21 protein-coding genes and 1 pseudogene are annotated in these 20,087 nt (G+C 67.0%); 16 read left to right on the top strand and 6 right to left on the bottom strand.

Annotated elements, in window-relative coordinates:
• Positions 1-18: 18 nt before the first annotated feature.
• From ABIC28_RS05030 to ABIC28_RS04985, 10 genes are all read left to right on the top strand, one after another.
• A complete protein-coding gene (locus ABIC28_RS05030) occupies positions 19-768 on the top strand; it encodes an SDR family oxidoreductase (RefSeq protein WP_354577794.1) in 750 nt (249 codons plus the stop codon).
• A gap of 47 nt (positions 769-815) precedes the next feature.
• Positions 816-1,664: an NAD(P)-dependent oxidoreductase gene (locus ABIC28_RS05025; protein WP_354577985.1), complete on the top strand. Its 849-nt coding sequence runs from the start codon at positions 816-818 to the stop codon at positions 1,662-1,664.
• Positions 1,661-2,077 (top strand): carboxymuconolactone decarboxylase family protein, encoded by a 417-nt coding sequence (locus tag ABIC28_RS05020; protein WP_097212764.1) that lies wholly within the window; start codon positions 1,661-1,663, stop codon positions 2,075-2,077. Before ABIC28_RS05025 ends, ABIC28_RS05020 begins: the two co-directional genes overlap by 4 nt.
• Positions 2,078-2,134: 57 nt before the next feature.
• Entirely contained in the window at positions 2,135-3,604 is a 1,470-nt protein-coding gene (locus tag ABIC28_RS05015) for an FAD-dependent oxidoreductase (RefSeq protein WP_354577792.1), read from the top strand.
• A gap of 146 nt (positions 3,605-3,750) precedes the next feature.
• On the top strand, positions 3,751-4,875 hold the full coding sequence (locus tag ABIC28_RS05010; protein WP_209926053.1) for a DDE-type integrase/transposase/recombinase: 1,125 nt from the start codon (positions 3,751-3,753) through the stop codon (positions 4,873-4,875).
• A 197-nt stretch (positions 4,876-5,072) separates the two neighbouring features.
• On the top strand, positions 5,073-5,195 hold the full coding sequence (locus tag ABIC28_RS05005; protein WP_269588176.1) for a hypothetical protein: 123 nt from the start codon (positions 5,073-5,075) through the stop codon (positions 5,193-5,195).
• 15 nt (positions 5,196-5,210) lie between these two features.
• Positions 5,211-5,708 carry a hypothetical protein gene (locus ABIC28_RS05000; protein WP_354577790.1) on the top strand — a complete coding sequence of 166 codons (498 nt, stop codon included), beginning with the start codon at positions 5,211-5,213 and terminating at the stop codon, positions 5,706-5,708.
• A 16-nt stretch (positions 5,709-5,724) separates the two neighbouring features.
• The gene (locus ABIC28_RS04995) at positions 5,725-6,330 is read left to right on the top strand and encodes a hypothetical protein (RefSeq protein WP_354577789.1); all 606 of its coding nucleotides are present in this window, start codon (positions 5,725-5,727) and stop codon (positions 6,328-6,330) included.
• Positions 6,331-6,343: 13 nt separating this feature from the next.
• On the top strand, positions 6,344-6,610 hold the full coding sequence (locus ABIC28_RS04990; RefSeq protein ID WP_354577787.1) for a hypothetical protein: 267 nt from the start codon (positions 6,344-6,346) through the stop codon (positions 6,608-6,610).
• Positions 6,611-6,789: 179 nt separating this feature from the next.
• Positions 6,790-7,698 carry a hypothetical protein gene (locus ABIC28_RS04985; protein WP_269588179.1) on the top strand — a complete coding sequence of 303 codons (909 nt, stop codon included), beginning with the start codon at positions 6,790-6,792 and terminating at the stop codon, positions 7,696-7,698.
• A gap of 126 nt (positions 7,699-7,824) precedes the next feature.
• Here the strand turns inward: ABIC28_RS04985 and ABIC28_RS04980 are convergent, their stop codons facing one another.
• Positions 7,825-8,196, bottom strand: coding sequence for a hypothetical protein (locus tag ABIC28_RS04980; RefSeq protein ID WP_354577785.1), 372 nt, complete (start codon positions 8,194-8,196; stop codon positions 7,825-7,827).
• 366 nt (positions 8,197-8,562) lie between these two features.
• Positions 8,563-9,444, bottom strand: coding sequence for a GNAT family N-acetyltransferase (locus ABIC28_RS04975; RefSeq protein ID WP_354577784.1), 882 nt, complete (start codon positions 9,442-9,444; stop codon positions 8,563-8,565).
• A 116-nt stretch (positions 9,445-9,560) separates the two neighbouring features.
• On the opposite strand from ABIC28_RS04975, the pseudogene ABIC28_RS04970 reads away from it, so the two are divergent.
• Positions 9,561-9,884, top strand: a pseudogene (locus ABIC28_RS04970) (SOS response-associated peptidase family protein); the annotation flags it as partial.
• Between the two features lie 571 nt (positions 9,885-10,455).
• On the opposite strand, the gene ABIC28_RS04965 reads toward ABIC28_RS04970, so the two are convergent.
• Positions 10,456-11,157, bottom strand: a complete 702-nt coding sequence (locus tag ABIC28_RS04965; protein WP_257017562.1) for an SDR family NAD(P)-dependent oxidoreductase — start codon at positions 11,155-11,157, stop codon at positions 10,456-10,458.
• A 129-nt stretch (positions 11,158-11,286) separates the two neighbouring features.
• Here ABIC28_RS04965 and ABIC28_RS04960 point away from each other — a divergent pair, with 129 nt between their 5' ends.
• Complete coding sequence (locus ABIC28_RS04960) at positions 11,287-12,126, top strand: LysR family transcriptional regulator (protein WP_307861240.1); 840 nt, start codon at positions 11,287-11,289, stop codon at positions 12,124-12,126.
• A gap of 22 nt (positions 12,127-12,148) precedes the next feature.
• Here the strand turns inward: ABIC28_RS04960 and ABIC28_RS04955 are convergent, their stop codons facing one another.
• The 3 genes from ABIC28_RS04955 to ABIC28_RS04945 form a co-directional block, all read right to left on the bottom strand.
• Entirely contained in the window at positions 12,149-13,009 is an 861-nt protein-coding gene (locus tag ABIC28_RS04955; protein ID WP_354577782.1) for an LLM class F420-dependent oxidoreductase, read from the bottom strand.
• 252 nt (positions 13,010-13,261) lie between these two features.
• A complete protein-coding gene (locus ABIC28_RS04950) occupies positions 13,262-13,738 on the bottom strand; it encodes a hypothetical protein (RefSeq protein WP_143548487.1) in 477 nt (158 codons plus the stop codon).
• A gap of 22 nt (positions 13,739-13,760) precedes the next feature.
• Complete coding sequence (locus ABIC28_RS04945) at positions 13,761-15,494, bottom strand: acyl-CoA dehydrogenase family protein (RefSeq protein WP_209926043.1); 1,734 nt, start codon at positions 15,492-15,494, stop codon at positions 13,761-13,763.
• A 154-nt stretch (positions 15,495-15,648) separates the two neighbouring features.
• Between ABIC28_RS04945 and ABIC28_RS04940 the strand changes: the two genes are divergently transcribed.
• Genes ABIC28_RS04940 through ABIC28_RS04925 form a run of 4 tightly spaced genes read left to right on the top strand, consistent with a single transcriptional unit; the run spans position 15,649 to position 20,080 of the window.
• On the top strand, positions 15,649-16,581 hold the full coding sequence (locus ABIC28_RS04940; RefSeq protein WP_097212752.1) for an oxygenase MpaB family protein: 933 nt from the start codon (positions 15,649-15,651) through the stop codon (positions 16,579-16,581).
• Positions 16,582-16,590: 9 nt separating this feature from the next.
• Entirely contained in the window at positions 16,591-17,937 is a 1,347-nt protein-coding gene (locus ABIC28_RS04935; protein ID WP_209926038.1) for a cytochrome P450, read from the top strand.
• 21 nt (positions 17,938-17,958) lie between these two features.
• Positions 17,959-18,549: a TetR/AcrR family transcriptional regulator gene (locus tag ABIC28_RS04930; protein ID WP_097212750.1), complete on the top strand. Its 591-nt coding sequence runs from the start codon at positions 17,959-17,961 to the stop codon at positions 18,547-18,549.
• 4 nt (positions 18,550-18,553) lie between these two features.
• On the top strand, positions 18,554-20,080 hold the full coding sequence (locus tag ABIC28_RS04925) for a succinic semialdehyde dehydrogenase (RefSeq protein WP_354577777.1): 1,527 nt from the start codon (positions 18,554-18,556) through the stop codon (positions 20,078-20,080).
• The last annotated feature ends 7 nt before the right edge of the window (positions 20,081-20,087 follow it).

Below are 20,087 nucleotides of genomic sequence, written 5' to 3'. Positions count from 1 at the left end.
CTACCGAGGAGACAACACATGGGACGTTTCGACGGACGCACCGCCATCGTCACCGGCGCGGCGCAGGGCATCGGCGAGAGCTACGCACGGGCACTCGCGGCGGAGGGCGCCAACGTTGTGGTCGCCGACCTCAACCGTGAGCTGGGCGAGACCGTGGCCAAGCAGATCACCGCAGACGGGGGCTCCGCCGCCTTCAAGGAAGTCGATGTGGCGGACGGGGCATCGACGAAGACGCTCGCGGACTTCACGATCGAGAGATACGGCAGCATCGAGCACCTGGTCAACAACGCCGCGATCTACGGCGAGATGAAGATCGACTCGCTGCTCACGGTCGACTGGGACTACTACCGGCGGTTCATGAGCGTGAACATGGACGGCGCGCTGCAGGTCTGCAGGGCCGTCGTCCCGCACATGCGGGCCAACGGCGGCTCGATCGTCAACCAGTCCTCCACCGCGGCCTGGTTGTACTCGAACTACTACGGACTGGCGAAGGCGGGTGTCAACAGCCTCACCCAGCAGCTCGCCACCGAACTCGGCTGGTCGAACATCCGCATCAACGCGATCGCGCCCGGCCCGATCGACACCGAGGCCACCCGCACCGTCACCCCCGGCAACATCGTCAAGGACATCGTCCGGCGAATTCCCCTGCAGCGCATGGGAACCACCGAGGACCTGGTCGGTATGTGCCTGTTCCTGCTCTCCGACGAGGCGGGCTGGGTGACCGGGCAGATCTTCAACGTCGACGGCGGACAGGTGTTCCGGTCGTGACGGGCGGCGACACCGACATCACGGTCGGCTACATCGGCCTCGGCAACATGGGCGCGCCGATGGCCACCCGGCTGCTCGACTGGCCCGGCGGCCTGGTCGTGTGCGACGCGCGACCCGAGGCGCTGACCCCGTTCACCGATGCAGGAGCCACCGCCGCGGACACGCCCGCCGCGGTCGCCGCACATGCCCAGGTGATCTCGGTGACCGTCCTCGACGACGCGCAGGTGCGGGAGGTGGTCGACGGGCCCGATGGGATCCTCGCCGCCGCCGCGCCCGGCACGGTGATCGCGGTGCACTCGACGATCAGCGACCGGACCGCCACCGACCTCGCGCAGCGTTGCCGGGAACGGGGGGTCGACCTGGTCGATGCGCCCGTCAGCGGCGGCGCCCCCGGGGCCAAGCAGGGTCGGCTGGCGGTCATGGTCGGTGGATCCGAGGAGGCCTTCGCCGCGGTCAGCGGGCCGTTCGCACACTGGGCCGACCTGGTGGTCCACGCAGGGCCGGTCGGCGCGGGCACCCGGATGAAGCTGGCGCGCAACCTGCTCCACTTCGTCTCGTTCACCGCGGCCAGCGAGGCACAGCGCCTCGCCGAGGCCGCGGGCCTGGACATCCGCGAGCTCGGCAAGGTCGTCCGGCACACCGACGCCATCACCGGGGGCGCCGGCGCGATCATGTTGCGCGAGACCACCGCCCCGGTCGCCGAGGACGACTTCTGGCACCCGATCCTCTCGCACGTCCGCAACCTCGGCGAGAAGGACCTGTCCCTGGCGCTCGACCTCGGCGAGCGGCTCGACGTCGACCTGCCGCTCGCGCGGCGAGCCCTCTCCGATCTCGGCCCCGGACTCGGGGTCGGGACCGGCACACAATCCGACGCTGCAACGAAGGAGCACGCATGACCGACGGAAATGGTGTCACCGAAGCCCGCGCGCGGGGGGTGGCGATGATGAATCAGGTCTACGGCTGGGAGATGCCGGCCGACATCCCCGGCGACTTCTTCGCGGTCACCGCCGACCATCTGTTCGCCGACATCTGGACCCGGCCCGGGCTGAGCCTGCGCGACCGTCGACTGTTGCTGCTCGGCGCCATCACCGCGCAGGGTCAGAGCGACGTCGCGAAGATCCAGATCAACGCGGCGCTGCACAACGAGGAACTGACCGAGGAACAGGTCGAGGAGGCGGCGATCTTCCTCTGCCACTATGTCGGCTGGCCGCTGGGTACCGGACTCAACAACGCCATGATCGCCGTCAAGGCGGACCGCCGCAAGGCCGCCCGCGCCGCGGAGAAGGCCGCGGAAACCACCACCGGTTGAGGCTCGGCCGGAAATACTGCACTCTAGGCAACAACTCTCGAGACAAGGATCACATTCATGGCCGAGGCCACTCCCATCCGCCCGCAGCCCGCTGACACCATCGAAACCTGGCACTACGAAGCCGACGTGGTCGTCGCCGGCTACGGGATCGCCGGGGTCAGCGCCGCGATCGAGGCCGCTCGAGCGGGCGCGGATGTCCTGGTGCTCGAGCGGACCAGCGGCTGGGGCGGCGCGGCGGCGCTCGCCGGCGGATTCATCTACCTCGGCGGCGGCACCCCGCTCCAGCAGGCGCTCGGCTTCGAGGACTCGCCTGCCAACATGAAGGCCTTCATGATGGCGGCCCTCGGCCCCGGCGCCGACGAGGAGAAGGTCACCGACTACTGCGAAGGCAGCGTCGAGCACTACAACTGGCTGGTGGACAACGGGGTTCCGTTCAAGGAGTCCTTCTACGGCCAGCCTGGCTGGGAGACCCCGTTCGACGACGGGCTGATGTACTCCGGCGGCGAGAATGCGGCGCCGTTCAACACCATCGCCACCCCGGCGCCGCGCGGGCACGTCCCGCAGATGGCGGACAAGCGTACCGGTGAGAAGGGCGGCGGCTACATGCTGATGAAGCCGCTGGTGGAGACAGCCGGGGAGCTCGGCGTCCGTGCCGAATACGACATGCGGGTGCAGCGCCTGATCGTCGACGGGGACGGTCGGGTCGTCGGGATCATCGCCAAGCAGTACGGCAAGGAGATCGCGGTCCGCGCCCGCACCGGCGTGGTGCTTGCCACCGGCAGCTTCGCCTACAACAAGGAGATGGTGCAGAACTACGCGCCGCGCCTGATCGGCAAGCCGGGCGCCTCGATCGAGGAGCACGACGGCAGGGCGATCCGGATGGCACAGGCCCTCGGGGCGGACCTGGCGCACATGGATGCCACCGAGGTCGCGTTCTTCGGCGACCCGCAGCTGATGGTCAGGGGCATCCTCGTCAACGGCCGCGGCCAGCGGTACGTCAACGAGGACACGTACCCGGGCCGGATCGGCCAGGAGACGTTGCTGCGCAACGAGAACCAGGCCTACCTGATCATCGACGAGGACGCCTACGAGGAGGGCTGCGCGGGCGACAGCTCGACGCCGTTCTTCCGGTTCCAGCCGAAGTGGGTGGCGGAGACGGTCGAGGAGCTCGAGTCGGAGATGGGCCTACCTGCCGGCACGCTGGTCTCGACCGTCGAGGTGTACAACCGGCACGCCGAGAACGGCGAGGACCCGGTGCTGGGCAAGAAGTCCGAATGGTGCAAGCCGATCGGCTCCCCCATCGCAGCGCTCGACCTGCGCAACTTCACCGCCGGGTTCACCCTCGGCGGACTGCGCACCACGCTCAACTCGGAGGTGCTGCATGTGAGCGGCGTGCCGATCCCCGGCCTGTTCGCGGCCGGCCGCTGCACCTCCGGCGTCTGCGCGGGTGGCTACGCGAGCGGAACCTCGCTCGGCGACGGCAGCTTCTACGGTCGCCGCGCCGGAGTCGCCGCCGCGAAGGGCTGAGGCGGCTGGGCCGCCTGTGCGTGGTTGACGAGTCCCCACACTCGTGTCTGTGTTCAGGACATCGCGAACAGTTGATGTCTCAGGACATCGTGAACACTGAACGGCCCACCCCGTGACAATCGGGGATGGGCAGAACAGGGTTTTCGATGGATCCAGAGTTCGTGTCCGCGATCGTCCGCGCAGCAGGCGGCGAGAACGTCAACATCGCCGACTTCTGCAGATCCCACTCGATCTCACGCACGACGTTCCACAAGTACTTCGCACGGTTCAAGGCCGAGGGAACCGGCGGGTTCACCAGACGCTCCACCGCCCCGCACACATCACCGACCCGAACGTCGGCGGTGCTGTGCGAGGCGGTGGTGCGTGCCCGTAAGGAACTCGACGACGCAGGACTCGACAACGGACCGCAGAGCATTGCCTGGCGGCTCGAGTCCCTCGGGTTCGATCCGTTTCCATCGCGGGCGACGGTGTACCGGATCCTGCTCGACCACGGCCAGATCGTCGCCCAGCCCCGTAAACGACCCAGGACGAGGCGGCGGTTCGAATACTCCGATCCCGGCGGGTTGTGGCAGATCGACGGCATGGAGCACTACCTGTCCACCGGTGAGAAAGTCTGCGTCCTGCAGATACTCGACGACCATTCCCGGTTGGACGTCGGCTCGTGCGCCGCGGTCAGCGAGAACGGCGCTGAAGCCTGGCGGGCGCTCGAGCAGGCCTTCGCCGGCTACGGCCTGCCGGTTCGGGTGCTCTTCGACAACGGTCGCGCGTTCTCGGCCAAGCACCGTGGCGGAACGTCCGCCCTCGAGCGCACCCTCGCCGCGCTCGGGGTGCAGACCATCACCTCGTCCGTCTACAACCCGCAGACCTGCGGGAAGAACGAACGCGTGCACCAGACCTTGCAGAAGTGGTTACGCAAGCAGCCGGCACCCGACACCCTCGAGGAATTGCAGAGCCTCCTCGAGCAGTACCGGGTGGTCTACAACAACCGGCGCCATCAGAGCCTGGCGGGGAAGACGCCGCAGCAGCGATACGACGAGAAACCCACTGTCGCAGCTACTCCGGAGCCGAAGATCAGGCACGGCGAGATCGCTCGATCGATCTCACACACCGGCATCGTCCAGTTCGACGGACATTCGATCTCCCTGGGCAGAGCCTGGGGAGACCGGACAACTAGTCCCCACTCGAACGGCCTGTTCGCTCTGGATGGGGCGATCCGGGATCACCAGTCTGGTGTGTGTTTCCGCGGGATCCCCCCCTTGACGCGGCCGTAAACCGTGCCTGATTTGTGACCTTTGTCTTTCATGAAGTTCGCGTGCGTGTTTCATTACGGTCCCTTCTAGGGGTGGAGATTCCATCTTGGTCAAGGGGAGGACACAATATGGCTATTCGAATGTTGTCCGGGAAGTCTGCTGCGCGAGCCACATTCGTTGGACTGGCCGCGGCGACACTGGCGGTCACAGGTGCAGGCGTGAGTTCGGCGCAGACCGAGACCGGCTGGGTCGGAGGGACGCCTCCCGTCGGCGGGGTCATCTACCTGCATGCATCGACCATCAGCAACGCGCCAACCCTCTCGGCATCGACAGCCATCTAACCGAGTTTCGGGCAGATGGTTCCCGACTTCAGGATGGGAGTCCAATCACGCCTGTTCAAGAGCGGTGTGCTCTGCAAAATCACTCCCTTGCAGTACAACCCGATCTCCACCTCGCGGCTCGAGAACCGAACGAGCGGTGACTGCGGTTCGGGTTCATACGACAGCCACGGATTCGTGCAGGCAGGAGATGGCGTGAACTGGTCGACCTACGTGACGTTCCCGACCAATCCGCTCGACTATGTGGCGCCGGCACCACTGGCGAGGGCGACCGCTCCGACTACAGCTCCTGCCGATCTGTCTGCTGGAACCAACGCGGACGGGTCCACCTACGGAACCGCCGCCGGCGTCAAGGAAGCGACGGACATTCCTGATCTTGTCGCGAGCTACGGATCGGACGGAACCTTCGGATATGTCAAGGCAACCGACCTGAACGAAGTCAAGAACAACAGCGGCAGCATCCCCCTTTACGACCGCGACGGCCGGGCGGTCATCGGGGCCTTCGGACTGAACTAGAGGGGGCGAGAAGTACGTGGCTCGGCTTCCGGCGAACACCCCGGAGTCGAAGCGGAACGAGATCACGGCCGCGCGCGCATCCGCACAGACACGCGCGGCGGCACCGCCCTCATCCGATGATCGAAGTGGAGGGACGATCGTTCCGTTTGGTGGCAACAGTGGCACCGTCGACAGTGCTTGGGAGTGGTCGATCGACGACCATCGGCCTATCGTCAACTGCCCGGGCGACGGTGGGGAGTGCGTACAGATCGACTGGAACGACATCCATTTCGAGTACAACATCTTCTTCAACAGCGAAGTCACCCTCTCCGGAACCATGCAAGCGCGAGATTCGATCGGAACCTTTGGGGTGAAGAACTTCACTTGCCAGTTGAAGGCCGACAAGAACCTCGCGATTGATCCCGTTCGCGCGACGTTCACCAACTGTGTCGGGGCGCCAAAGACAAAGAGTCTCTTGATCTACGACCAGACGAGGTCGCATACCTACACAAACGAATTGAACTGGATGAACATCAAGTTCGAATCGTATGACGCCACATATGGAATCTCCTTCGGCACAGTGGAGTACAAGAGTCCGAACTTCAAGAAGGAAAGTTCTGGAGCCCAGACGTTCAACTACTAGATAGGGGGCTCAAATGACCTCCGACCAGGAACAACGGCTGGCGATACTCGAGGCCGTGCAGTGGGCAGTTGATCACCCACTCGACCTCGTCCGCATCGCCACCGATTCCGATTCCGATACAGAATCGGATGCGGTCTCGGCGATTATGCGACAGTCTGGGCTGACGGAGTGGCAGTCCGAGTTCTGTCTGTCGATGCCATTTCGGCGGCTCATGCGTAAGAATCGCGAGCAGTTGGCTGCCGAACTGCGTGAAATCAGAGAGTCGATGGGCCAGGACTGAGTGAAAGTGTCCCGTCGGAGTGGGTCGGTCACGATCATCGTGACCGACCCCCTCCGTTTTCCCTACTGGCGGGGCGAACGCTGAGCCGCCCTCCCGAGCTGATTTGTGCTCGCCCGCGGTGTTCTGCGGGATGATGGCGGCGGCTGCCCACCTATTCGTCAACGCCGAAGGACACCATCATGGCCCCGCACGAGCCGATCTGGCAGGAACTGCAAGACCTCCACGGTGCGAGCAGTGAGCTGTACGTTTCCGGTGTCATGGATCATCAGTACATCCGCCATGACCGGTCCCTGGACGAGGGCACGTGGACGTTCCAGCACGGCCCCGACAGCCGATGGCGGATCGAACGGTCCGGCCTGGTGCAGTACCTCCGGCACGGCGCCGCTGCACTCGCGCGGTTCGATGATGGGATGCGCTCGGTAGCGCCCGAGCAGACACGCCTGGTCGCGCTGCTGCCGATCAGCCCCCTCCGGTTCCTCGGCGGCCCCACGTCGATCCTGTTCGACCTCAATACCGATGCCGAACCGACCATCCTCGGCACTACCACCATCGCTGGACGGCGGGCGTGGCAAGTTCGCCTGACGGCGGGGGCCGGCGCAGACCCCACAGAGCTCGACTTCGACCAGGAGACCGGGATGCTGCTCGGTCTGAGAGGGCTCGGCGGCAAACTCGCCGCGACCATGAAGGACCTGCGAGTCGGTGAGCAGATCCTCGACGACGCGTTCACCTGGGGGCTACCCACGGCACCCTCACCGCTGATCGAGCGCAGATCAGCGACGGAGATCCAACAGCTCCGAGAGATTCCGGTCGCCGTGCCGAGATACTGGCCCACCGGAATCGGACACATGCCGCAGGCTGGTGACCCCGACACCGGAGAACTCATTCTCAACCTCGAGGTCGACGGCGCACCCATCCTGGCGCGGTGGCCCCTGAACACCCATCTGACATTGCTCGATCAGCTGCTCGTGGCCGGTCACCGGCATCATGTCGGATGGTCCGACGCCACCTGGCACTGGCGCCTCTACACCCGGACCCCTCTCGAGCAGGACGAGGTCGATCGCATCCGAGACTCCATGCGACACCACTGACATGATCGGAGCCGGCAATGGCCCTAGCCGGGGCGGCGGGCCTTCTTCATCAGCTGGCAGCCCGGGTGCCACCCACCTCGGGAGCGAGGGGCACGGTCGAGGGCATCGGCCCCGCGCTGCCTTCTTCTATCGCCCGGCGGGGCTCTGTGAGATGTGTTCGCGCAGGCGGCGTAGAAATCTCTCGCGATGCCCGTGCAGAAGTTCCGCCTCGGCGGCATACACGGCCTCTTCATGCTGCTCGACCCTGCGCAGTTCGAGTGCGCGGGTCACGCGCGCCGGGGCGGTCTGCTCGTGGAGTCGGCAGGCGCGAGTCGCGGCTGACTCGTCATTTAGCAGGTCGGCGGCCGCGCGATCGCAGTCGATGAGGGCCTTCTCGTATCCCAGGCGCAGCGCCGACTCTTCGGGGAGCCGCACGACGGCGACGTCCTCGATCAGCTGGAGCGGTAGGCGTGCGAGCCGGTAGTTGAATCGGGCCATCGCGATCGGGAGGCCGAGCACGGTTCGATCGTATCGGTAGTGCGGCGGAGCCGGGCTGTGGGTGATTGCTGAACCCCGCCCCGTGTGGTGACCTGCGAGACGACGGGACCGTTCATTCATTGGCTCCGGGTCCGTCCGGTCCTGGCCATCTACGCCCGTCGTGCACGCCGTGGGCATTTTCTGTGAGGGACGGTGCCGACTGTTGGCTCCTGGAGGGATCGCCTAAGCGGTGCGTTCCCACGCCGATGCGGCTGATGATGCGGCGGCCACGGCCGCTAGGAAGGTAACCGGCCAGACGATGGAAGGGCTGTCGGTGCTGGCCGAAGTCAGCGATGCCCAAATGGAACTGAGTCGGCGCGGGCGCGGTGCATTGTTGCGCCAGGACGCCTAGTAGCCGATCGACGGCAGCCACGCGCCCTTCGGCTCGTTGTAGAGCCCGATCGTCATCAGCGTCGACTGCTGGACGATCTTCAGACCAGCATCGAAGCACCAGGCCATGAGGCGGGTGTTGCGTGACGGCACGAGGAACCCGAGGCCGGTGAACTCGTCGGCGCTGGCGAGCAGCGCGATGACGTCGTCGTCGGCCTTGCCGACCGCGTGCCAGGTGTAGCCGATGCCCGTCGCATAGCCGGTGATCTGGCCGCCACGCTCGACCACGCGGGCGGTGCCGACATTGACCCAATGTTGCAGCTCGTCGTGGCGGTCGTGGCCGTGCACCTGCCGGCAGATCTCGTCGCAGGCGGCGATGTCGTCCGGTGTCGCCGGGCGCACGACTGCGCCGGGAATCGCGGACCCGCGTGGCGTTCCCTGGAAGACGGACAACAGCTCACGCACGGCGAAGCCGAGCTTGGCGTACAGGGAGAAGGACCGGTAGTTGTACGCCGTCTGTACCAGCCGCACGCCTGCGACGTCGCGCTCGCGCGATCGCTGAAGCAACGCATTCATCAACGCACGCCCCGCCCCCGCGTCCGACGCCGCCGGGTCGACGCAGACGGGTCCTATGCCGACGATCTTGCCGCGCTCGTCCTGTAAGGCGCTGCCGACGATGTGACCGTCGCGCTCGGCAATGTGACCGTCGCGCTCGGCAACCAGACTGTAGATGCCGTCGGTGTCCAGCATCGCCTTGATCTGGAAGTCGGCGAATTCGGGCGTGCCCGCTTCGATCGGGAAGTTATGGCGCGTGGCGAGCGCCTCGAAGGCGTCGAACATGAGGCGCCCACACACCTGGGCATCGTCCGACGTCGCCTCGCGAATCTGCAGCTCGGTCATTCACCTATTGTCGCGCTTGCGCTGCCGACGGGCGTCCCAATGGGGGATCCTCATCCGGCGCTCATTCGGCGTTCCTCATTGACCTGGCAGAGGCGCGTTTCGTTAGTCCGGAAAAGGGCCTGGTGCCGTCATGGGCGAAGGATCCGAAGATCGGCTCGCGGATGATCAACGCCCGCTCCGAGACAATCACGGCGAAGCCGGCGTTCAAGGCCGCCGCAGCCCGCCGACGCTGTGTCCCGCCTGCCGAGGGCTACTTAGAGTGGCTCAAGGGCGAGGACGGGAAGAAGATCCCGTACTTCCTGAACGGCGACGGCCCGATCGCGATGGCCGGCCTCTACGAGCTGTGGCCGAACCCCGAACTCCCTGAGGACGATCCCGGCCGCTGGCTGTGGACCTGCACCGTCCTGACGCGGCCGGCCACCGACGCCGCCGGCCAGATCCGCGCGAACCGGCGAGCGGGCCGCGAGGCTGCCGCACCTGTTGCTCACCTACCGCGACGCGGACCGATATCCGGTGATCGCGCCGGTCGGGGTGGCCGGGGCGACGCCGATGGCGTCCGGCTGCGCGTGCCCACCTGGGTTCCGCCAGGCGGCCGCCGTGCCGGTCTGCTCGCGCATTCCTATCGAGCCCAGCTCGTCGGCCTCGAGGCCCGCCAGAACACGGGCTGGCTCGAGGTCACCGGTGCCGAGGCGCGCTACGCGCCGCACACCGAGTTCGGGTTCCGCGCACCCGCGAACAAGACGATCGTGTTGCTGGCCAACGGTTTCCTGGCCCGGCGCGGCCTGCCGAAGGCCCGTAAGCAGGGGCGGGTCCAGGCGCTGGGCTGATCCACCCGCGCTACGGGAATTACGCCGAGGACTCGTCGGTGTGGTCGGACTGGTCCCTGAGTTGCCGCCCAACTGGCGAGCAGTTCCAGCGCGTCCGCGGTCGGGGGTTCCCGCCGGCGCCGTGTAACGCGCGACGCGGGGCTGACTTCGAGAACGGGAACGGTGGCAACCACCGGTGCGCCCGTCACCAGGGCACCGTTCCCGCGTCGTCGAAGAATCCGCCGGTCGGGCCGTCGTCGGGCAGGGTCGCGAGGCGAATCGCGACGGCCGCACCCTGTTGCGGTGTACGGACGCCGCGAAAACCATTGAGGTCGGTGGCAGTGAAACCCGGACAGCCGGAGTTGATCAAAATGTTGGTGTCACCCAGTTCCTTGACGTACTGGATGGTGAGGGCATTGAGGAAGGTCTTCGAGGCCAAGTAGGCGGCGGGAACCGGGCCCATGTCGATGCCAGGTGTGGTTTGCAGGGCGAGCGAGCCGACGCTGCTGGACATGTTGACGATTCGCGGTGACGCCGAGGCGCACAGCATCGGTAGCATCGCGTTGGTCACCCGGATTACCCCGATCACGTTGGTTTCCACGACGATTCGCACGGTCGTGGGATCGACCGTGGTCGGTGTCTGCGGCACACCGCCGGTGATCGCGGCATTGTTGACCAGAACATCGAGCCCTCCGGCATGGTCGGCGATCAATTCGGCCGCCGCGGCCACACTTGCGTCGTCGGTCACGTCGAGCGGCACACCGAACGCATCGGTCCCAGCCGCGCGCAGCTTCTCCACCGCGGTGTCGCGGCGTTGCCGATCACGCGCGCCAACACCGATTCGCCAGCCGAGCGCGCCCAGGCCAGCGGCGATCTCGTATCCGATTCCCTTGTTCGCGCCGGTCACCAGCGCAATCGTCTGTTCACTCACACCGCCGATCCTGCCGCGATTCCGGGGGCAGCGTCCAAGACCGATCGGGTGGGCGGCGATACCGCACGGGTATTGGTCGTGGTCATCGCCGGATACCATGGCCTGGTGGAGACGCGGGAGATGCGATACTTCGTCGCCGTCGCCGAGGAGTTGCACTTCGGACGGGCGGCACAGCGGCTCTCGATCGCGCAACCACCACTATCGCGAGCCATCCAGCAGCTCGAACGGCGGCTCGGAGTCGTCCTGCTGCACCGCACCGCTCGCGCAATCACTTTGACCAAGGCCGGGTCGGTGCTTCTGCAGGAGGCCCGGCCGGCCCTCGAAGCGGTCGAAGCCGCCGAGCGCCGCACCCGCCGCGCCGCCACCGACCGGGCCGGCGTGGTGCTGGCCGCCAAGGCAGGAGCGTCCAGAGAACTGTTGTCGAAGCTGTTGGACGCCTACGCCGCCGACCCCTCCGCTGTCGCAGTCGAGGTGATGCTCTGCGGTCCCGGCGAACCTGAAGGCCTGCTACGCAACGGGCGTGCCGACGTTGCTCTGCTCCAGCCGCCCTACGACACGACGGCCGGATTCGACACCGAGGACCTGCACACCGAACACCAGGTCGTGGTCCTACCCGCGGGGCACCCCCTCGCCATCCGACCCCACATGTCGATGGCCGAGGTCAACGCCCTGACGGACCTGCCCCTGCCACGCTGGCCTCGACGGGATGGGAGTTATCCCGAGGGCCCCGGCCCGAAGGTTCGCGACCATACCCAATTGACCCAGCTGATCACGCTCGGCCGGGCCTGCGCGCTCATGCCCGAATCGCTCCGAGCACAGCTACGCGGCGAGCACGCCATCGTGCCCGTGCCGGACGCACCGGCCGTCACGACCGTCATCGCCTGGCCACCACACAGCAGATCCCAAGCCGTCGCCGACCTTGTCCGTACGGCGGTACATCTCTAGCCGATAACATCAGCAACAGGCCCTAGTTCGAGACCGGCTCCCGGTTCAGCTTGCCCGCGAGCCGCCCCAGGTAGGCCACCACCTCGGCCTCGGACTTGTCGGGCACGCCGAACACGACCTCGGTCACGCCGAGGTCCTCCCAGCGGGCGAGCTTGTCCGGGTCGGGCTTGCCTGCCAGCACCACGACCCTGGGCGCACCCTCGCGGCCTGCCTCCTGCCAGATGCGGCGCAGCAACAGCACATTGTCGTCGATGTCCTGCTCGATCGGGGTGGTCATCCAGCCGTCGGCGGACCGGGCGATCCACTTGAAGTTCTTCTCGTTGCCCGCCGCGCCCACGATCACCGGAACACGAGGCTGCTGAATGGTTTTCGGCCACGCCCAGCTCGGTCCGAACGTGACGAACTCGCCGTCGTACTCTGCCTCCTGCTGCGACCACAGCGCCTGCATGGCCTCGAGGTACTCGCGCAGCATGGTCCGGCGCCGCCCCGGCGGCACACCGTGGTCGGTCAGCTCGTCGAGGTTCCAGCCGTACCCGACGCCGAGCACCACCCGGCCGCCGGAGAGGTGGTCGAGCGACGCGATGGTCTTCGCCAGGGTGATGGGATCGTGCTCGACCGGGAGCGCAACCGCGGTACCGAGTGCGATGCGTTCGGTCACCGAGGCCGCGGTCGCCAACGCCACCCAGGGGTCGAGGGTGCGCATGTAGCGGTCATCGGGCAGCGTCTCGTCACCGGTCTGTGGGTGCGCGGCGTCCCGCCGGGCCGGGATGTGGGTGTGCTCGGGGACGTAGAAGGAATCGAACCCGGCCCCCTCCGCGGCGACGGCAGCGGCCGCGGGGGTGATCCCGCGGTCACTCGTGAACAGCGTGATTCCAAATTTCACCAGGGTCTCCTTGCGCCGTCTGCGAGCCTCGAATCACGACCGAGACTATTAGCTGGACATCTGTTTGGCAAGGTGTCCAGACCGATCGGTCTCCATGCGAATCTAGAACTCGTTCACATGCTCAACCAGGGGTGGTACCAGCTATTATTGCCCGCCATCGGTCGGCTTCATGACACAGGTTCGTATAGCAAAGGGCATGACGGCCGGCGGTATCATCACCGGGCGTCACGCCCTCGACCTCGGAGTCAGCGCCTAGGGGACGACGATCGTGCCGCGCCCCTGGACATGCGGGAAGTTCGTGTCGATCTGGACTTCGATCCGCCCGACCCCGGTGTCCGCGGTCATCGGCACCCACGGGCCGTCCGTCGGCGAGAGCGGCGTGTTGTCGCCGAGCGGCACCGGTGGCCCCGGGAAAACTCCGCTCGCGCCGGTGTCCAGGTTCTTCCAGCGCAGGGTGGCTTCGACGCCGCAGTAGGGGGCCTGGAACAGGCCCGGAACGAAGGTGAACTCCGGTCGCACCCAGATCGTCGGGTTCTGCCCGAAGAAGAGGGCGTTTGGGTCGTAGTGCGCGTCCACTGTCCCGACGCACCCGATCGCCCCGCCGCCGAGCGTGTACGTCGGCGAGATCCCCACCGGGTCGGACGACGACCCGGTCGACGCCGTGGCGGTGCCACCCGTCAGCGACGCCGCCACCGCGACCGACACCACAACTGCCCGAATCGTTCTCATCGTCCCTACCCCCCAGCCGACGCTACGGCGTCATCTCGTAGGCGCCATCGTAGGCCCGCACCTGCTCCCACACCCGACCGAACCGATCCTCGTCCACCACCGGCTTGCGGATCGCACCGAGCGCCCACTCCTGCTGAGCAGGCGTCGACGACGGCTTCCCGTGCAGGGCAACGGCATACCCGGAGAAATCTCGGACCTGGAAGTCGAATATCTGGTCGACCAGGTCCCGGTCGAGCCCGGTCATCTCGGCCTGCTCGAGGATCAGCTGCCCGTAGACGACGAGCGAGAACAGGTGCCCGACGTTGAGCAGGAAGTCCAGGTCCTTCTGCTGCGCGGCATCGGGAGCCGCGGTGGTGAGCAGCTTCTTGAGCTCCAGCGCCTGTTCGTAGAACCGCACCACGTTCGGGATGTCCTGGAACCGCTCGTAGACCTTCGTCCAGTCGTGGAACTGCACCTTGGCCGCGCCGCGGGTGGGACCCTGGTTCCAGAAGAACTCGTCGTCGGCCGCGTCCGTGCGGGTGCAGATCTCGGGGAAGCTCGCCGGGTTGAACATGTAGTTCGGCATGAACTTCAGGATCAGCCCGACGTTGACGTGAACCGTGCCCTCCAGCTTGGGCAGGCAGCCGATGACCTCCACGGCCTCACGGAAGTAGGTGTTCTTCTCGTACCCCTTGGCCGCGACCACGTCGTGCAGCAGCGCGATCACGCGCTCGCCCTCGGAGGTGACCTTGGCCTTGGTCATCGGGTTGAACAACAGGTACCGACGGTCCTCGAGGCTCGCGCTGCGGAAGTAGTCGACGGCCCTGGCGCTGAACTGCTTCATCGCGACCATCCGGGCGTAGGCGTCGACGAACGCCGCCCGCACGTGGGTGAAGTCGGTGACCGGGTTGCCGTAGAGGATCCGGTTCTGCGCGTGGGTGATCGCCTCGTAGAAGGCGTGCTCGGTGATGCCGATCGAGCCGGTGCACAGGTTGAACTTGCCGACGTTGACGGTGTTGAGCGCCGCCTCGAACGCCTGGACACCGGTGTGCAGGATGTCCTCCTCCCGCACCGGGTAGTCCTCGAGCCGGAAGGTACTCACGTACATCTGGCCGTGGATGACGTTGTCGATGAGCTTGTAGTTCGGATGCTGGCTGTCCGCGACGAAGAAGACGTACCCGTCGGACCCTTCGACGTCGGTCCTGCGACCGAACACCGACACCATGCCGGCGACATTGCCGTTGCCGATGTAGTACTTCTCGCCCGTCGCCCGGAAGGCGACGTCGCCGTCGTCCGATTGCGGGGCGAGCAGCATGTCGGTGGAGTACACGTCGGCGCCGTGCTCGCGCTCCGAGAGACCGAACGCCATCACGCCGCCCTCCGCCAGCTCGCGGGCGGCCCGCTGCTTCGCGGCGGTGTTGTCGCTCATCCAGATCGGCCCGAGGCCGAGGATGGTGACCTGCCAGGCGTACCAGTAGGCCAGGCCGTAGAACCCGAAGATCTCGCTGAGGGCGGCGTTGCGGGCCGCGTCCCAGCGACGGTTCGGGTCGCCGTCACCGAACTCCGCCGGGGTCTGGAAGGTGGCGAAGAGCTTCTCGCTCTTCACGAACTCCAGGAAGTCCGACACCCAGGTCGCGTCCAGGTCGTCCTGGAGCAGTTGCTTCTTGCCACGGTTCTCGAACCACTCGACGGTCGCACGCAGCAGCCGCCGGGTTTCCTCGTCGAACTCGGCGAAGTCGCTGGTGGTCGGGTTGAACAGTTGTCCGTTCGCGGACATGGGTTGCCCCTCTCTCGCAGATCAGCTCGCGTCTGAGATGAACCTACCAGCGAGTAGCTATTCCACCCCCTTGTGTCGCAGGTCACTTCGCTGCTACGTTCTGGAACAGAGACACAGTTTTGTTTCATCGTCCAAGAGCCGACAGGAACCCACGATGCCGCTCGACTTCGATTCCGCCATTCGCGAGGCCGTCCCCATGCCGGTCGACGACGAGATCGCCTCGACCTCACCTCGGCTCGGCCCCGATTCCCTGATCTGGAAGTACTACGGCGACGTCCGCGGACTGCTGGGCTTCCAGCGGATCGCCGGGACCGAGAACTGCATCGAACAACTCGGCAAGGCGGTCGAGGACCACTCTGTGATCTTCTCGGACACCCTCGGCCGGGCACGGCGCAGCGGACCCCCGATCATGAAGACCGTCTACAGCGAGGACCCGCACCGCTGGGGCCGCACCGTCCGCGACTTCCACAAGCCGATCAAGGGCACCGTCGCCGATGGATCGCGCTATCACGCGCTCAACCCGGAGCTCTTCTACTGGGCGCACGCCACCTTCGTCGACCAGGTCCTCTACGTCACCGACACCTTCGTCCGGCGCCTGTCCCACGAGGAGAAGGTCCAGATCTTCGAGGAGGGCAAGACCTGGTACCGCCTCTACGGGGTGAGCGATCGCAGTCAACCGCAGACCTACGAGGAGTTCCTCGAGTACTGGGAGCAGATGCTCGACCGGTTCGTCCCGACCCGCACCATCGTGTACGCCACCGGGTACATCAGGAAGGGCGTGCCCGGCCCCCGACGGATCCCGGCACCGGTGTGGCGACTCCTGTCGGCCCCCCTGAACGGCTTCATCCGCACCGTCGTCGTCGGCACGCTGCCCCCACAGATGCGGGAGGTCTGCGACCTCGACTGGGATGCCAAGAAGGAGAAGCGGTTCCAGCGGTTCGCTGCCTTCTCCCGCCGGATCAACCCGCTCGTCAACCGGCTGCCCCTGCGCGCGCTGTACCTGTCATGGGCCTACGACGCCTGGCGCCGGGTCGGCATCGACCCTCGCCCCCTGATGAACGTTCCCACCGCCCCCACCGCCCGCTAGGAGTTCCCCGTGCGCACCAAAGTGCTGGCAGCACCACCCGCAGGCAGCGGCCTCCGACCGATCTACGGCACCGGCGACCCCGGCGTGATCGAACTCCTCCGCTTCTTCCGCAATCCGATCGAGCTGGTGGCCCAGCGCCGCGCGGCCTTCGGGGACATCACCTACATCAAGGCGTTCGGCCTCGAGTTCGCCATCCCCCTCACCGCGGACGGCACCGAGTCGGTGGCCATGAACCGGCAGAAGGCGCTGGCCGCCGAACCCGCGTGGGGCTTCCTCATCGGTCCGTTCTTCCGCCGCGGCATCCTGCTGATGGACTTCGAGGAGCACCGCCACCATCGACTGATCCTGCAGCAGGCCTTCAACAACAAACGCCTGCGCGGGTACCTGGACGAAATGCAGCCGATGCTGCGCAAGGGGGTCGAGCGACTCCCGACCGGCAAGAACGTGCTCGTCCTGGACGAGCTCAAGGCGCTCACCCTGGACCTGGCCCTGGAGATCTTCCTCGGGATGGACCTGCCGCGCGCCGAGGCCGATCGGATCAACAAGGCCTTCATCGACTGCGTGAACGCCGGGATGTCGATCATCCGCAAGGACATTCCGGGAACCAAGTGGGCTAGGGGCCTGGCCGGGCGACGCGTGCTCGAGGAGTTCTTCCATCGACACCTGCCGGCCAAACGCGCATCCGGCGAGACGCCCGATCTGTTCTCGGTGCTCTGCCATGCGCGGTCCGAGGAGGGGCACACCTTCACCGACGAGGACGTCGTCAACCACATGATCTTCGTGCTGATGGCCGCGCACGACACCTCGACGATCACCCTCACCACCATGGCCTACTACCTGGCCAAGCATCCCGAGTGGCAGGACCGTGCGCGGGCGCAGTCCCGTTCGCTGCCCCGCGAGATCAACTACGACAACCTCGACGAGTTCACGGTGCTCGACGCCGTGATGAAGGAGTCGCTGCGACTGAACTCCCCGGTGCCGGGGCTGGCTCGACGAGCGTTGGAGGACACCGAGATCAACGGGCACTTCGTCCCGAAGGGCACCTACGTCAGCGCGGTGGGCATGGTCAACCACCACAACCCGGACCTGTGGACGCATCCCGAGCACTTCGACCCGGATCGCTTCTCCCCCGAGCGCGCCGAGGACAAGTCACACCGCTACGCCTGGATGCCGTTCGGGGGCGGCGTGCACAAGTGCATCGGCCTGTACTTCGCCCAGATGGAGATCAAGACGATCATGCACAACCTGCTCCTCGAGTACGAGTGGTCGGTACCCGCCGACTACACCTGGAAACTCGACAATTCCACGCTGCCGGTCCCGAAGGACCACCTGCCCGTCACGCTGCGGGCGCTGTGACCGCGGATATGCTGGCACACGATGAACACGCGTCCCGCCCCCGTCGCGCCGACCGCACCTCCCGCGGAGCAGGCGATGCTCGACGCCGCCCGGGACGAGTTCGAGCGCTACGGGATCCGTCGGACCAACATGGACGACGTGGCCAAGCGTGCCGGGATCAGCCGCAGCACCCTCTACCGGAAGTTCCCGAACAAGGACGCCCTGGTCGAGGTGCTGGTGTTGCGCGAAGCGGGGCTGTTCTTCGATCAGCTCGACGCCCTGGCCCGGGATCTGGACCCGGTACGGGCCGTGGTCGAGTGCTTTGCGCGGGGCATCGCTCTGACGCGGGAGATTCCGCTACTCGGCCGGATTCTCGAGAGCGAACCGGAGATGCTGGTCGAGGTGACCACCCGCACCGAGGGCGCACCGATCGCGGTCGCTGCCGCCCGGGTGGCCGCCGCGCTGCGACACAGTGGGGCGACCATGCCCGAGGACGACCTGCTCTCGGTCTCCGAGATCCTCATCCGGATCTCGATGTCGCTGCTGCTGCACCCGCACGGCCGACTGGACACCACCGATCCCGATGCGGTGCGTCACTACGCCGAGAGGTACCTCGCCCGACTGGTGTGGTGACACCATGACGGCGTCGGTCGAGGCGCTGTTGCGCCAGCTGCCGCCGTCCACCGAGTTCGCCTCGGCCACGGCCCCTTTCACCGGCGAGCCCCTCCCCGACGTTCCCCAGACCGGAACCGAGTCGGTGGCCGCAGCGGCGCTCGCCTGCCGCGCCGCGCAGCCCGCGTGGGCGGCCAGACCGGTGCGCGATCGGCAGCGGGTGCTGGCGCGGTTCGCACGGCTGCTGGTCGACGACCACGACCGGCTGTGCGACCTCATGCAGTGGGAGACCGGCAAGGCCCGCGTGCACGCCGCCGTCGAGGTGCAGGGCGTCGTCTCCGTGGCCCGGCACTACGCGGCCCGCGGCGGCGCATACCTGGGCGAGCGGCGCGCGCTCGGCGCGGTGCCCGGCCTCGTCTCGGCCCGCGTTGGGTACCGCCCGAAGGGGCTCGTCGGGGTGATCGCCCCGTGGAACTACCCGCTGTTCCTGGCCGTCGGCGACGTGGTCCCGGCGTTGCTCGCCGGGAACGCGGTCCTCAGCAAGGCCGACTCGCAGGCCCCGCTCACCCTGCTGCACGCGCGGCACCTGGCGGTGCGGGCGGGGGTGCCCGAGGCCGCGTGGCAGGTGATCGCCGGACCGGGGAGCCGGATCGGGCCCGCCCTGATCGACGAGGTGGACCACCTGAGCTTCACCGGCTCGACCGCGACGGGGCGCGAGATCGCGCGTCGCTGCGCAGACCGCCTGATCGGGGCCTCGCTCGAGCTCGGCGGCAAGAACCCGCTGATCGTCTGCGCGGACGCCGACCTCCGCGCCGCCGCCCGCGGCGCCGTGCAGGCCGCCTTCTCCAATGCCGGGCAGATGTGCATCGGCATCGAGCGAATCTACGTCCACGAGAAGGTGTTCGACAGCTTCCGCGACGAGCTCGTCAGACGGACCGCGCGACTGCGGCTGGGAGCCGGACACGGCTACGACGTGGACATGGGTTCGCTCACCTCGCAAGGGCAACTGGACCTCACCCTTCACCATGTGGCGGACGCCTTGGCCAAGGGCGCGAGCGTCGCAACCGGCGGCAGGCCCCGGCCCGACCTCGGTCCGTTCTTCCACGAGCCCACCGTGCTGACCGGTGTCACCACCGAGATGGCCGTCTACGCCGAGGAGACCTTCGGTCCGGTGGTCGCCCTGTACCGGGTGACCTCGGATGCCGAGGCGATCCGCCTCGCGAACGAGGGAGAGTACGGCCTGAGCGCCAGCGTCTGGACCCGGGACCTGCGGCGTGGCCGCCGGATCGCGGCGCAGGTGGTCGCGGGGGCAGTGAACGTCAACGACGGCTACCTGTCCGCGATCGCCTCGCTCGGCGCGCCCATGGGCGGGATGCGCAGCAGCGGCACCGGGCGGCGGCACGGCCGGGAGGGCGTCGTCCGCGACACCGAACCGCAGACGGTCACCACCCAGCGCATCGCCACGGCCTACCCCGACCGATTCCGCGGACCCCTGCTCCGCGCGATGAACGCGGGCACCCGTGCGCTGCTCGCCATTCGACACCGATCATGAGGAGAAC

The organism is Rhodococcus sp. PvR044 (genome assembly GCF_040548995.1).
GTDB classification, from domain to species: Bacteria; Actinomycetota; Actinomycetes; order Mycobacteriales; family Mycobacteriaceae; genus Rhodococcus_G; species Rhodococcus_G oryzae.
Note: the sequence above shows the minus strand (reverse complement) of the source record. Positions and strands in the feature narration are given on the sequence as shown.